The 11,915-nt window shown below is 73.4% G+C and carries 14 protein-coding genes; 4 read left to right on the forward strand and 10 right to left on the reverse strand.

Features of this window, described 5'->3' with window-relative positions:
- Window position 1: 1 nt before the first annotated feature.
- From AB0E02_RS22695 to argC, 4 genes are read right to left on the reverse strand one after another with little or no spacing between them, the layout of a single operon-like run.
- A complete protein-coding gene (locus AB0E02_RS22695) occupies window positions 2–1,240 on the reverse strand; it encodes an acetylornithine transaminase (RefSeq protein ID WP_362142064.1) in 1,239 nt (412 codons plus the stop codon).
- Window positions 1,237–2,154: an acetylglutamate kinase gene (argB, locus tag AB0E02_RS22700; protein ID WP_362142066.1), complete on the reverse strand. Its 918-nt coding sequence runs from the start codon at window positions 2,152–2,154 to the stop codon at window positions 1,237–1,239. The genes AB0E02_RS22695 and argB overlap by 4 nt, the downstream gene beginning before the upstream one ends.
- Window positions 2,151–3,302 (reverse strand): bifunctional glutamate N-acetyltransferase/amino-acid acetyltransferase ArgJ, encoded by a 1,152-nt coding sequence (argJ, locus tag AB0E02_RS22705; protein WP_310724257.1) that lies wholly within the window; start codon window positions 3,300–3,302, stop codon window positions 2,151–2,153. The genes argB and argJ overlap by 4 nt, the downstream gene beginning before the upstream one ends.
- Window positions 3,299–4,327: an N-acetyl-gamma-glutamyl-phosphate reductase gene (gene argC / locus AB0E02_RS22710; RefSeq protein WP_362142068.1), complete on the reverse strand. Its 1,029-nt coding sequence runs from the start codon at window positions 4,325–4,327 to the stop codon at window positions 3,299–3,301. Before argC ends, argJ begins: the two co-directional genes overlap by 4 nt.
- 149 nt (window positions 4,328–4,476) lie before the next feature.
- Here argC and AB0E02_RS22715 point away from each other — a divergent pair, with 149 nt between their 5' ends.
- Window positions 4,477–5,226 (forward strand): VOC family protein, encoded by a 750-nt coding sequence (locus AB0E02_RS22715; RefSeq protein ID WP_362142070.1) that lies wholly within the window; start codon window positions 4,477–4,479, stop codon window positions 5,224–5,226.
- 106 nt (window positions 5,227–5,332) lie between these two features.
- Here the strand turns inward: AB0E02_RS22715 and AB0E02_RS22720 are convergent, their stop codons facing one another.
- On the reverse strand, window positions 5,333–5,524 hold the full coding sequence (locus tag AB0E02_RS22720) for a DUF1059 domain-containing protein (RefSeq protein WP_351531436.1): 192 nt from the start codon (window positions 5,522–5,524) through the stop codon (window positions 5,333–5,335).
- 141 nt (window positions 5,525–5,665) lie between these two features.
- Here AB0E02_RS22720 and AB0E02_RS22725 point away from each other — a divergent pair, with 141 nt between their 5' ends.
- Both AB0E02_RS22725 and AB0E02_RS22730 read left to right on the forward strand, forming a co-directional pair.
- A complete protein-coding gene (locus tag AB0E02_RS22725) occupies window positions 5,666–6,757 on the forward strand; it encodes a class I SAM-dependent methyltransferase (protein WP_362142072.1) in 1,092 nt (363 codons plus the stop codon).
- 108 nt (window positions 6,758–6,865) lie between these two features.
- Window positions 6,866–7,627 (forward strand): helix-turn-helix transcriptional regulator, encoded by a 762-nt coding sequence (locus AB0E02_RS22730; protein WP_362142074.1) that lies wholly within the window; start codon window positions 6,866–6,868, stop codon window positions 7,625–7,627.
- A gap of 84 nt (window positions 7,628–7,711) precedes the next feature.
- Here the strand turns inward: AB0E02_RS22730 and AB0E02_RS22735 are convergent, their stop codons facing one another.
- The gene (locus tag AB0E02_RS22735) at window positions 7,712–8,257 is read right to left on the reverse strand and encodes a PadR family transcriptional regulator (RefSeq protein WP_362142076.1); all 546 of its coding nucleotides are present in this window, start codon (window positions 8,255–8,257) and stop codon (window positions 7,712–7,714) included.
- 127 nt (window positions 8,258–8,384) lie between these two features.
- On the opposite strand from AB0E02_RS22735, the gene AB0E02_RS22740 reads away from it, so the two are divergent.
- A complete protein-coding gene (locus AB0E02_RS22740; protein WP_362142078.1) occupies window positions 8,385–9,347 on the forward strand; it encodes an alpha/beta hydrolase in 963 nt (320 codons plus the stop codon).
- A gap of 57 nt (window positions 9,348–9,404) precedes the next feature.
- On the opposite strand, the gene AB0E02_RS22745 is transcribed toward AB0E02_RS22740, so the two are convergent.
- The 4 genes from AB0E02_RS22745 to AB0E02_RS22760 all read right to left on the reverse strand — a co-directional run bounded on the left by AB0E02_RS22745 (window position 9,405) and on the right by AB0E02_RS22760 (window position 11,900).
- Entirely contained in the window at window positions 9,405–9,776 is a 372-nt protein-coding gene (locus AB0E02_RS22745) for a DUF4333 domain-containing protein (protein WP_362142080.1), read from the reverse strand.
- 5 nt (window positions 9,777–9,781) lie between these two features.
- A complete protein-coding gene (locus AB0E02_RS22750; RefSeq protein WP_362142082.1) occupies window positions 9,782–10,582 on the reverse strand; it encodes a hypothetical protein in 801 nt (266 codons plus the stop codon).
- A 210-nt stretch (window positions 10,583–10,792) separates the two neighbouring features.
- Window positions 10,793–11,362, reverse strand: coding sequence for a histidine phosphatase family protein (locus tag AB0E02_RS22755; protein ID WP_362142083.1), 570 nt, complete (start codon window positions 11,360–11,362; stop codon window positions 10,793–10,795).
- Window positions 11,363–11,447: 85 nt separating this feature from the next.
- Entirely contained in the window at window positions 11,448–11,900 is a 453-nt protein-coding gene (locus AB0E02_RS22760) for a GNAT family N-acetyltransferase (protein WP_362142085.1), read from the reverse strand.
- Between the last annotated feature and the right edge of the window lie 15 nt (window positions 11,901–11,915).

Raw genomic sequence — 11,915 nt, forward strand, 5'->3', positions numbered from 1 at the left:
GTCAGTCTCCGGATCGTTGTTCCCCGTCGGCCCCTTGGCGGACCGTGTTGAGGACGGCGGGGAGCCTCCGCAGGAACGTGTCCGCCTCGTCGTCGGAGACGATCAGCGGCGGGGCGAGCCGGATGACGTCCGGCGCGACCGCGTTCACCAGGAGACCCGCGTCCTGAGCCGCCTGCTGCACGCGCGGCGCGAGCGGCTCCGTCAAGACGATACCGAGGAGCAGGCCCGCGCCGCGGACCTGGCCGACCATTGGGTCGCCCAGCGCCTCGATCCCGTCCCGCAGCCGCTCGCCGACGCGCTTGACGTTCGCGAGCACGCCGTCCGCCTCGATGGTGTCGAGAACGGCGAGGGCGCCGGCACAGACGACCGGGTTGCCGCTGAAGGTCGAGCCGTGCGAACCGGGGGTGAGCAGGTCGGCGGCGGGGCCGAAGGCCAGGGTGGCGCCGATCGGCAGGCCGCCGCCGAGGCCCTTGGCGAGGGTGATGACGTCCGCCTCGACGCCCTGCGCCTGGGACTCCAGCCAGTGACCGGTCCGGCCGATACCGGTCTGGATCTCGTCCAGGACCAGCAGGGTGCCGGTGGCGGCGGTGATCTCCCGGGCGGCGCGGAGGTAGCCGGGCGGCGGCACGACCACGCCGTTCTCACCCTGGACGGGCTCCAGGACGACCAGGGCGGTGTCGGTGGTGACGGCGGCCCGGAGCGCCTCCACGTCCCCGTACGGGACGTGGGTGACGTCTCCGGGGAGCGGGGCGAACGGGGCCTGCTTGGCGGGCTGGCCGGTGAGCGCGAGGGCGCCCATGGTGCGGCCGTGGAAGCCGCCTTGGGTGGCGACCATGTGGGTGCGCCCGGTCAGCCGGCCGATCTTGAAGGCGGCTTCGTTGGCCTCGGCGCCGGAGTTGGAGAAGTAGACCCGGCCGGGGCGCCCGCCGGCCAGCGCGAGCAGCCGCTCGGCGAGGGCCACGGTGGGTTCGGCGACGAAGAAGTTCGAGACGTGGCCGAGGGTGGCGACCTGGTCGGAGACCGCGCGGACCACGGCCGGGTGGGCGTGCCCGAGGGCGTTGACCGCGATGCCGCCGAGGAAGTCGAGGTATTCCTTGCCGTCGGCGTCCCACACCTTGACGCCCTCGCCGCGGACCAGGGGGACGCGCGGGGTGCCGAAGTTGTCCATCATGGCGCCCTGCCAGCGCCGGGTGAGGCCCTCGTTGGTCGCCGGCCCCTGGTCGTGTGCCTCCTGGCTCATGACTCCCCCTCGGTTTCCGCGTCCGGCACGACCATCGTGCCGATCCCTTCGTCGGTGAAGATCTCCAGCAGGATCGAGTGCTGGACCCGCCCGTCGATGACCCGGGCGGTGTGCACGCCGTTGCGCACGGCGTACAGACAGCCCTGCATCTTCGGGACCATGCCGCTGGCCAGGTCGGGCAGCAGCTTCTCCAGTTGGCCGGCGGTGAGCCGGGAGATCACCTCGTCGCTGTGCGGCCAGTCCTCGTAGAGGCCCTCGACGTCGGTGAGGACCATCAGCGTCTCGGCGCCGAGGGCGGCGGCCAGGGCGGCCGCGGCGGTGTCGGCGTTGACGTTGAAGACGCCGGATTCGTCGCCGTCATCGCTGCTGCGGGCGATGGAGGAGATGACCGGGATCCGGCCGTCGTCCAGCAGCGCCTGGACCGCGCCGGGGTCGATGTCGGTGATCTCGCCGACCCGGCCGATGTCCACCCGCTCGCCGTCGATGTCGGCGTAGTGCTTGGTGGCGGTCATCAGATGGGCGTCCTCGCCGGTCATGCCGACGGCGAGCGGGCCGTGCTCGTTGAGCAGCCCGACGAGCTCGCGCTGGACCTGGCCGGCCAGCACCATCCGGACCACGTTCATCGCCTCGGGCGTGGTGACCCGCAGGCCGCCCTTGAACTCCGACGGCAGGCCCAGCAGGTCCAGATGGGCGCTGATCTGCGGGCCGCCGCCGTGCACGACGACGGGGCGCAGTCCGGCGTGCCGGAGGAAGACCACGTCCTGGGCGAAGGCGCGCTTGAGCTCCTCGTCGACCATGGCGTTGCCGCCGAACTTGATGACGACGGTCTTGCCGTGGTGGCGGGTCAGCCAGGGCAGCGCCTCGATGAGCGTGCGGGCCTTGGGCAGCGCGGTGTGCTTGCGGGTGGTGGTCATGAGGAGTACGCGCTGTTCTCGTGGACGTAGTCGGCGGTGAGGTCGTTGGTCCAGATGACCGCGGACTCGGTGCCGGCGGCGAGATCGGCGGTGATCCGCACCTCCCGGTAGCGCATGTCGACCTGGTCGCGGTCCTCCCCCACCGAGCCGTTCTTGCAGACCCAGACGCCGTTGATGGCGACGTTCAGCTGGTCCGGCTCGAAGGCGGCGGCGGTGGTGCCGATGGCGGAGAGCACCCGGCCCCAGTTCGGGTCCTCGCCGTGGATGGCGCACTTGAGGAGGTTGTTGCGGGCGATGGAGCGGCCGACCTCGACGGCGTCCGCCTCGCTCGCCGCGTTGATCACCTCGACCTTGATGTCCTTGCTGGCGCCCTCGGCGTCCCGGATGAGCTGCTGGCCCAGGTCGTCGCAGACGGCCCGTACGGCCTCGGCGAACTCCGCGTATGCCGGCGTGACCCGGGAGGCACCGGAGGCGAGCAGCAGCACGGTGTCGTTGGTGGACATGCAGCCGTCGGAGTCGACCCGGTCGAAGGTGACCTTGGTGGCGTCCCGCAGGGCCCGGTCCAGGACGTCGCCGTCGAGGTCGGCGTCCGTGGTGAGCACGACGAGCATGGTGGCGAGGCCGGGCGCGAGCATGCCGGCGCCCTTGGCCATACCGCCGACGGTCCAGCCGTCGCCCTCGTGGACGGCGGTCTTGTGGACGGTGTCGGTGGTCTTGATGGCGAGGGCGGCCTTCTCACCGCCGTGCTCGGAGAGCTGCGCGGCGGCGGTCTCGACGCCCGGCAGCAGCTTGTCCATGGGGAGCAGGACGCCGATCAGGCCGGTGGACGCGACGGCCACCTCGCCCGCGTTCAGGTCGAGGACCTCGGCGACCTTCTCGGCGGTGGCGTGGGTGTCCTGGAAGCCCTTCGGGCCCGTACAGGCGTTGGCCCCGCCGGAGTTGAGGACGACGGCGGAGACCGTGCCGCCCTTGAGGACCTGCTCGGACCACAGGACGGGGGCGGCCTTGACGCGGTTGGAGGTGAAGACGCCCGCGGCGGCCTGGCGGGGCCCGTTGTTGACCACGAGGGCCAGGTCCGGGTTCCCGCTGTCCTTGATCCCGGCGGCGATACCCGCCGCCGTGAATCCCTTGGCTGCCGTCACACTCACGGCGCGACTCCGATCGTGGTGAGCCCGGTGGTCTCGTCGAGACCGAGGGCGATGTTCATGGACTGGACGGCACCGCCGGCGGTGCCCTTGGTGAGGTTGTCGATGGCGCTGATCACGATGATGCGGCCGGCGGCCTCGTCGTGCGCGACCTGGATCTGTACGGCGTTGGAGCCGTGGACGGCGGCCGTGGACGGCCACTGGCCCTCGGGGAGCAGGTGGACGAACGGCTCGTCGGCGAGCGCCTTCTCGTAGGCGGCGCGGAGGGACTCCCCGGTGACCCCGTCCCGGGCCTTCGCGCTGCACGTGGCGAGGATGCCGCGCGGCATGGGCGCGAGCGTGGGCGTGAAGGAGACCGAGACCCGCTCCCCCGCGACCGCGCTGAGGTTCTGGATCATCTCGGGGGTGTGCCGGTGCCCGCCGCCGACGCCGTACGGGGACATGGAGCCCATGACCTCCGAGCCCAGCAGGTGCGGCTTGGGGGCCTTGCCGGCGCCGGAGGTGCCGGAGGCGGCGACGATCACGGCCTCGTTCTCGGCGAGCCCCGCGGCGTACGCCGGGAAGAGGGCCAGCGAGACGGCCGTCGGGTAGCAGCCGGGCACCGCGATGCGCCTGGAGCCCTCAAGGGCGGCGCGGGCACCGGGGAGTTCGGGGAGGCCGTAGGGCCAGGTCCCGGCGTGCTCGCTGCCGTAGAACTTCTGCCAGTCGCCGGGGTCCGTGAGCCGGAAGTCGGCGCCCATGTCGACGACGAGGACGTCCGGGCCGAGCTGCTCGGCGACGGCCGCGGACTGGCCGTGCGGCAGCGCCAGGAAGACGACGTCGTGGCCGGCGAGGACCTCGGGGGTGGTCTCCGCGAGGACCCGGTCGGCCAGCGGGAACAGATGGGGCTGGAGTGTGCCCAGGCGCTGCCCGGCGTTGGAGTTGGCCGTCAGCGCGCCGATCTCCACGTCCGGGTGGGCGAGCAGCAGGCGCAGGACTTCACCGCCCGCATATCCGCTCGCACCGGCCACTGCCGCTCGTACCGTCATGGACCCTCCTCGTCGATGGCATGACTATACGGACCGCAACAGTTTTATGCAATGCCGTTCCGTTCCGGTCCCTCCACCCGCCTTCCGGTCCCCGCGCGTTTCCGCCCACCTGCGGATGTCGTTCCCAGCGGGCACCTAAGATCGCCGGCATGGCACTGCGACCTGTTCAGGTGAACATCAAGGCTCTTGATCACTCGGCGGTCGGCCGGTTCTGGGCGGAGGCGCTCGGTTGGGGGCTGTCCAGCGAAGGGCCGGGCGTGACCAACGTGGAACCCGGGGGCGGCTTCGTCTGGCCGGACCCGGTCGCCGTCTGCATCGACGTCGTCGCCGTCCCGGAACCCAAGACCACCACGAAGAACCGTGTGCACCTCGACCTCGCCACCGCCTCCGCGGCCCATCAGGCGGAGCTGGTCGCGCGCCTGAAGGCCCTCGGTGCGACGCCCGCCGACGTGGGCCAGGGCGACGTGCCGTGGACGGTCCTCGCCGATCCCGAGGGCAACGAGTTCTGCGTGCTGGAGCCCCGGGAGATCTACCGGGACACCGGGCCGATCGCCGCGGTGGTGGTCGACTGCGCGGATCCGCGGGCCATGGCCCGGTTCTGGAACGAGGCGCTGGACTGGACGCTGCACGAGGTGGCCGACGACCGTGCGGTGTTGCGCTCCGCCAAGGGTGTCGGCCCGTATCTGGAGTTCCTCCGCACGCCCGGCGTGCAGACCGTGCCGGACCGCGTGCATCTCGACCTCCTGCCGTACCCGGGTGACGACAAAGCGGCGGAGGTGGCCCGGCTGCGGGCCCTCGGCGCCACCGACCTCGACCTCGGCCAGGGCGACGTGCCGTGGACGTGCCTGGCCGACCCGGAGGGCCACGAGTTCTGCGTCCTCGCCCCCGCGAAGCGCTGACTCACACCCCGCTCTCTTCCTGCTTCCTGCCGTACGTACGGCCGCCCCGTGCTGCGGGGCGGCCGATGACCTCGGCTTTCCCCGGCGGCCGGGTGGGTGCCGGGGCTCAGGCGGGCTGCGGCATCTCGTTCTTCAGGGACTCCCGGATCTGTTCCCGCAGCTCGGGGCTGTCGGTGTGGCCGTGGACGGAGATGGCGTGCTCGGTGGCCGCGCGCACCACTTCCTCCTCCTCGCCGGAGATCACGAGGGAGCAGTTCATCTCGCTCGGGTAGTCACGGCAGTCGATCTTCTTGCGCATGGCGCACCTCCTCGCTTCCAGTGTCGGCGGGCGCCCGGGGCCCGCCGTATACGGCGAATCCCGTATGGCGCGCGGGGCGGCGGGGCTGGTGGAGTGGAAGACGATCTGGTGGCCGCCTGGAGGCGACGGGAGGTGCGGGACGTGGCGACTTCGACCTCCGCCGGCGCCCCCTCCGGCGCCGTGGACCAGGAGCGGGTGCAGCAGTTCCTGGAGCAGGTGATCACCGACGGCGGGGCCGCGGTGGCCGGGCTGTGCACCTCGCTCGGCGACCGACTGGGCCTGTACACGGCCATGGCCGGCGCCGGTCCGCTCACCTCCGCCCGGCTCGCCGCCCGCACCGGCCTGGTGGAGCGCTACGTCCGCGAATGGCTGGACGCCCAGGTGGCCGGCGAGTACGTCACGTACGCCCCGGGGACCGACACCTACCAGCTGCCCGACGAGCACGCCGCCGTACTGGCGGACCCGGACCGGAGCACGTACGCCGCCGGGTTCTTCACCATGCTGCAGGCCGTGTACGCCACCGAGGACAGCCTGATGGACGCCTTCCGCACCGGCGAGGGGGTCGGCTGGGAGGAGCACGGACCGGCGCTGTTCGCCGGCACCGCGAAGTTCTTCCGCCCCGGCTACACGGCCGCGCTGGTACCGGAGTGGCTGACCTCGCTGGACGGTGTGGTGGAGAAGCTGGAGCGCGGTGCGCGGGTCGCCGACGTCGGATGCGGCTACGGCTACTCCACGACGCTGATGGCCCGGGCCTTCCCCCGGTCGTACTTCCGGGGCTTCGACTTCCACCGCCCGTCCGTCGAGGCCGCCCGCGGCATCGCGGCCGAGCGGGGACTGGCCGACCGGGTCAGCTTCGACGTCGCCACCGCACAGGACTTCCCGGGCGAGGGCTTCGACCTGATCACGTTCTTCGACTGTCTGCACGACATCGGCGACCCGGGCGGCGCGCTGCGGCACGCCGAGCAGGCGCTGGCCGACGGCGGCACCTGCATGATCGTCGAGCCGAACGCCTCGGGCCACGCCCAGGAGAACACCAACCCCGTCGGCCGGGCGCTGACCGCCGCCTCGGTCGCCGTCTGCCTGCCGTCCGCGCTGGCCCAGCACGGACCGCAGGCGCTGGGGAACCACGCGGGTGAGGAGGCGATGCGGAAGATCGCCGACGACGCCGGGCTCCACCACTGGCGGCTCGCCGCCGAGAGCCCGGTCAACCGCGTCTATGCCGTCGGGCGTTAACCGCGCCTGACGCGCCCGGCCGGTCTTCCCCCGGCCGGCCGGGTGGCACCCCGGGGGCCGGGCGGACCTGCCTTGACGGGCCCCGGCCCCCTCGGCAGGCTGGTGTACATGACCCCGGCCGCGGAGGTCGGCCTGCGACGGATCCTCGCCGTCGTGGACCTCCTGATGGATGCCGTCATCGATGCCGTCGACGAGGAAACCCTCGTTCCGGTGCTGCTTCCGCTGCTGCTCGGGGCGGTCCCCGGCGACAGCATCGTCTGGTCGCCGCACGCCGGGAGTGCCAAGCGTCCGTTCACCGTCCCCGCCGGCCTGCTGAGCCAGGACGTCCGCGACGCCTTCGACCGCGAGGCGGCCGCCGACTCCCTCGTCCTGCACACCACCGTCGGCCCCGGCACGCCGATGCGCCGCTCGACGCTGCAGACCCGCCGCGAGTTCCACGCACTGGCCGCCTACCCGGACGTCTACCGGCCGCTCGGCGCCGAACAGCAGCTGGCGATGTCGTTCCCGGCCGGCCGCGCCGACGAGCCGCCGCGCAGGGTGTGCGTGGCGGTCAGCCGGGACGGCAGCGACTTCTCCGACGACGACGTGGCCACCGCCGCGCTGCTCCGCAGCCGGCTCACCCGGGTCCTCACCCGGCTCGCCCCGGCGCTGCCCGCCCCGCCGCCGGTCACCCGCCGGGAGTCCGCCGTACTCGCCCTGCTGGCCCGCGGTCTGACGAACCAGCAGATCGCGCACCGGCTGGCGATCAGCCCGCGCACGGTCGACAAGCACCTGGAGCACGTCTACGCGAAGCTGCGGGTCGGCAGTCGCGTCGAGGCGGCGAACGCGTGGCTGACGCGGGACGCGGTGGCGGCGCGGGCGGTCCGGTAGCGGCGGTTGCCCGGCCGGCCCGGTAGCGGCGGTTGGGCCTCCGGTCCCGTAGGGGCGGTTGCGCGTCCGCCGCCGCCGTCGTCTTCAGGCGTCCAGCCGGTCCGGGTCGGCCGCCACCGACTCCCAGAACTCCGCGTGGGCGCGCTCGTGCAGCACCCCGAGGCGCAGCAACCGGGCCCGGGAGCGCTGCCGGGAGTCCTCGGCCGGATCGAGGGCCGCGCGCAGCGACTCGTAGTGGGCGAGCCATCCGCGGTGCCGTTCGGCCTGCCGGGTGGCCAGCGCGACGATGTCCGCGGCGGTGCCGAGATCGGCGAAGAACAGTTTCAGCTGGGCCGGGTCGCGGGTCTCCGCCTCGGGGGTGTCGGGGTCGGCCAGCCAGCGTTCCAGGGCGGTGCGGCCCTCGGCCGTGAGGTGGAAGATCCGCCGGCGGCGGCCCGCCGTCTCGGTCTCCTCGCGCAGCAGACCGGCCTGCGCCAGCTCCGCCGGGATGCGGTACAGCTGCGCATGGAGGATCGGCCAGAACGGCTGGATGTCGTCCTCGACGCGGGACTTGAGCTCGTACGGCGTCATCGCCCCGTGCCGCGCGATCAGACCGAGCACGACGTATCTCGCCGGGCTGTACTCCGCCATCCTCCGCCGCCTCCCACTCACCTTGACACCATCTCATTGAGACCATACCTTCCCTCTCACCGAGACCGTCTCAATGAGATGGTTGCGTGACGTCTCCCAGCCATGTGCCACAGAAACGGGGAATCCCATGACCGGCCGCACCACCACGACCGCCCTCCGTCCGCATCCCGAACTGACCGCGGTCCTCGGCCAGTTGCCACCGCGCCCCGCCGACCCGTACGCCGACATCGAGGCGGTGCGCAGCGGCTTCCGGCAGCTCATGGCACCACTGATGCCGGCCCACGACCCGCTGGTGACCGTGCACGAGATGACCCTGCCGGGGCCGGACGGAAACCGCCTCGACGTACAGGTGCTGCGCCCCGCCGGCGCCGAGGGGGTGCTGCCCGGCGTCCTCTACCTGCACGGCGGCGGCTTCGCGTACGGGGAGCTGGACGGGCCCAGCCCGATGGCGCGCCACGCCTGTGTCGCCGCGGGGGCCGTGGTGGTCAACGTCCACTACCGGCTGGCCCCCGAGCACCGCTACCCGGCCGGGGTCGAGGACTGCTACGCCACGCTGGAATGGATGGCCGCGGCGGCGGACGAACTCGGCATCGACCGCGAGCGGATCGCCGTCACCGGGGCCTCCGCCGGCGGCAATCTGAGCGCCGCGCTCTGCCTGATGGCCCGTGACCGCCAGGGGCCGCGGATCGCCTTCCAGTGCCTGCTGATCCCCTGCCTGGACGACCGGGACCGGACCGCCTCCCGGCGGCGGATCACCGACCCGCGGATCATCAACGGCACCGGCATCGCACGCACCTGGGACACCTACCTCGGCCCCGGCCGCGGCCCCGACACCCCCGCCTACGCGGCCCCCGCCCGGGCCACCGACCTCACCGGACTGCCGCCCGCGTACGTCCTGACCTGCGGCCTCGACCCGCTCCGCGACGAGGGACTGGAGTACGCCCGGCGCCTCATGGAGGCGGACGTCCCGGTCGAGGTCAGGGACGTCCCCGGCGCCTGGCACTTCTTCGAGGCGTACGCCCCGGAATCCGGCCTGGCCCGCCGCACCACCGACCACTGGCTGGCCGCGCTGCGCACCGCCCTCAACTGACGGGGCAGGGTCCCCAACGGCCGCTGACTGTCGGCGCGTTGGGGACTCCGCAGGGGCTCAGTGCGGAACGGAGCGGCGGCGGTAGGTCACCTTGTTGTCGTGGACGCGGGTGACCTCGACGGTCAGGTGGCGGTACCGGCCGATCGGGAAGTGCGCCGTACAGCGCACCGCGGCGGACCGCACCGGCCGCAGGTCGCCCGAGCAGTGCACCGCGTCCGGGCCGCTGCGGAACGGCAGGGTGAGCTGGCCGCTGAGGGTGCGGGCGATCTCGCTGCGCGGCACGGTGTGGGTGCCGTCGTCGACCTCGCTGGTCGCGTCCCGGCCGTACAGCGCGGGCACGACGAGTACGAGGAGGACGGCGCCGGCCGCGAGGAGGGCGGTGAGCAGGCCGAGGAGCAGCCCGCGGCGGGGCGGTGGCTGGCCGGTCACCGCCGTCAGCCCTGGGCCCGGCGGGCGCGCCGGTGGTGGGCCGAGGCTCCCCAGCCGGCCGCGCCGAGCAGTGCCAGGCCGCCGAGCACCGCCGCCGTCCGGTCACCGTCGTGGCCGGCCGCGCCGCCGAGACCGGTGCGCGAACCGCCCTGCGGGACATACCCGCCGGAGTCGTCGGAGAGCCCGGAATCGTCGAGCCCTGAGCGGTCGGAGAGCACATCGTCCGCCTGGGCCCCGTCCTCGGCGGCCGAACCACCGGAGAAGGTCCCGGCGCCGTCGGAGACCGGGGTGGCCAGGAGCGCGCCGTCCGTGACGGTCAGGGTGCCGGTGGCGGTCTTCGCCGCCTTCCGGCCGCCGCCGTCCTCCTGCCCGGCGCGGGCCGCCCGGTACACCGCGTGGTGCGGCCCGGCGCCCGTAGCGCCACCGCAGACGACGGTGACCCGGTACGTGCCCGGGGCGACGCCCCGCGGCAGGACCGCGGTGCCGCCCGCCTGGCCGGCCGTCGCGGACAGCCGCAGGACCGGGATGTCCGGGCTGTCGAAACGGGCCTCGGCGGACCCGCCCGCGCAGACACCGCCGTCGTACACCGAGAAGGCCCCGCCGGGCGCCACCCGCTCGGGCTGGACGGTCACCGCGCCGGAGGCGTCCGGCGCGAGCCCGGAGGCGGCCTTGGACGCGGCGCCGCCCACCGCCTCGCTCACCGCATCGGTGGCGGCGCCCGCGCCGTCCCCGTCGCCGAAGAGCAGGACGGACACCGCCAGACCACCGGCCGCCAGCGCATAGAGAGGAATGTGGCTTATGTGCATACCCCACAGAGAAGCGCCCCGCCCGGCGGCCCGCACCTCGATGAGGACCGCGGCTGCCGCCCGCGACCAGGGACAATGTCGCCACCGACACCGTTTACGCAGGTCACACCGGGTGCGCATGCCCCGGACAGCGGAACGCGCGGGCTGGGCCTTACGGGTGGTGACGGTTGGTGACGGTCAGCGAGAGGCGGAAGCAGGCGCCGCGGCCCGTCACGCCTCCAGTCGGAGGTCCCATTTGCCGGAGCGGCCGGTGAGGGCCACCACCGACAGCGGCTGGACGTCGATGCGCCAGTACGCGTGCGGCGGTGCCTGGAGGGCGTAGACCAGGGCGGCCCGGACCACGCCGGGTTCGGCGACCGCGAGCAGCCCGGCGGCGTCCTCGACCGGGCGGGTGTCCAGCCAGTTGCCGACCCGGGTGATGAAGGCCAGCAGTGATTCCCCGCCGTGCGGGGCCGAACGGGGGTCGGCCAGCCAGGTCTCGACCGCCGCCGGCTCGGCCGCCGCGACCTCCCCCAGCGTCCGGCCGCGCCAGCGCCCCATGTCGCAGTCGCGCAGCGCCGGTTGGGGCAGCGGGCGCAGGCCCAGCCCTTCCCCGGTCTCCCGGCAGCGCGCCGACGGCGAGCAGTAGCGCAGCTCGGCGGCGGCGAGCCGGCACAGCACGGGCGCGGCCCGCTCGACCTCCTGCCAGCCCACCGCGTCGAGCGGGCGGTCGTCGTCGAACTGCGTGGCGAGCAGCGCGGAGCTGCGGGCCGCGGCCAGCAGCGAGAGTCGAACGCTCATTCGCCGATGGTAAGAGGAGGACCGGCCGACGGGACCTCGCTTGCGCGGATCCCGAGCGGTCCGCCTCGGATCCGTGCGGTCCGCCTCAGATTCCGAGCGGGCCCGGGTCGATCAGCCCGAGGGTCATCCACTGCTCGGGCGCCACCAGCGGCCGGAAGCCGACCTTCTGGTAGACGCCGTGGGCGTCCTTGGTGGCGAGGGTGAGCCGGTTCAGCCCGCTGGGCGCCAGGTAGTCGGCGATGGCCTCGACCAGGGCCGTGCCCAGCCCCTTGCCGCGGTCGTCCCGGCAGACGTAGACGTCGCAGAGCCAGGCGAAGGTGGCATGATCGGTCACGACCCGGGCGTACGCGACCTGGCGGCCGGAACCGGACGCGTACAGGCCGAAGTTGAGCGAGCCCGCGACGGCGCGGTCGTGCAGGGCCCGGGGCCGGTCCAGCGCCCAGTAGGCGTCGGTGGCGAGCCAGTCGTGGACCAGGTCGGCGTCCAGGCGGGCCGGGTCGGTGGAGATCTCGTAGCCGTCGAGGGCGTGCGCGTTCATGCCGGGAGATTCCCA

The organism is Streptomyces sp. NPDC048196, from assembly GCF_040652715.1.
GTDB lineage: Bacteria > Actinomycetota > Actinomycetes > Streptomycetales > Streptomycetaceae > Streptomyces > Streptomyces siderophoricus.

What these genes read in the sequence shown, in the direction of transcription:
- argB (WP_362142066.1), bottom strand. Translation starts at nt 2,154, where the DNA reads ATGACCACCACCCGCAAGCACACCGCGCTGCCCAAGGCCCGCACGCTC.
- AB0E02_RS22755 (WP_362142083.1), bottom strand. Translation starts at nt 11,362, where the DNA reads ATGAGCGTTCGACTCTCGCTGCTGGCCGCGGCCCGCAGCTCCGCGCTG.
- AB0E02_RS22760 (WP_362142085.1), bottom strand. Translation starts at nt 11,900, where the DNA reads ATGAACGCGCACGCCCTCGACGGCTACGAGATCTCCACCGACCCGGCC.
- AB0E02_RS22695 (WP_362142064.1), bottom strand. Translation starts at nt 1,240, where the DNA reads ATGAGCCAGGAGGCACACGACCAGGGGCCGGCGACCAACGAGGGCCTC.
- AB0E02_RS22740 (WP_362142078.1), top strand. Translation starts at nt 8,385, where the DNA reads ATGACCGGCCGCACCACCACGACCGCCCTCCGTCCGCATCCCGAACTG.
- AB0E02_RS22730 (WP_362142074.1), top strand. Translation starts at nt 6,866, where the DNA reads ATGACCCCGGCCGCGGAGGTCGGCCTGCGACGGATCCTCGCCGTCGTG.
- AB0E02_RS22715 (WP_362142070.1), top strand. Translation starts at nt 4,477, where the DNA reads ATGGCACTGCGACCTGTTCAGGTGAACATCAAGGCTCTTGATCACTCG.
- AB0E02_RS22750 (WP_362142082.1), bottom strand. Translation starts at nt 10,582, where the DNA reads ATGCACATAAGCCACATTCCTCTCTATGCGCTGGCGGCCGGTGGTCTG.
- argC (WP_362142068.1), bottom strand. Translation starts at nt 4,327, where the DNA reads ATGACGGTACGAGCGGCAGTGGCCGGTGCGAGCGGATATGCGGGCGGT.
- AB0E02_RS22720 (WP_351531436.1), bottom strand. Translation starts at nt 5,524, where the DNA reads ATGCGCAAGAAGATCGACTGCCGTGACTACCCGAGCGAGATGAACTGC.
- AB0E02_RS22735 (WP_362142076.1), bottom strand. Translation starts at nt 8,257, where the DNA reads ATGGCGGAGTACAGCCCGGCGAGATACGTCGTGCTCGGTCTGATCGCG.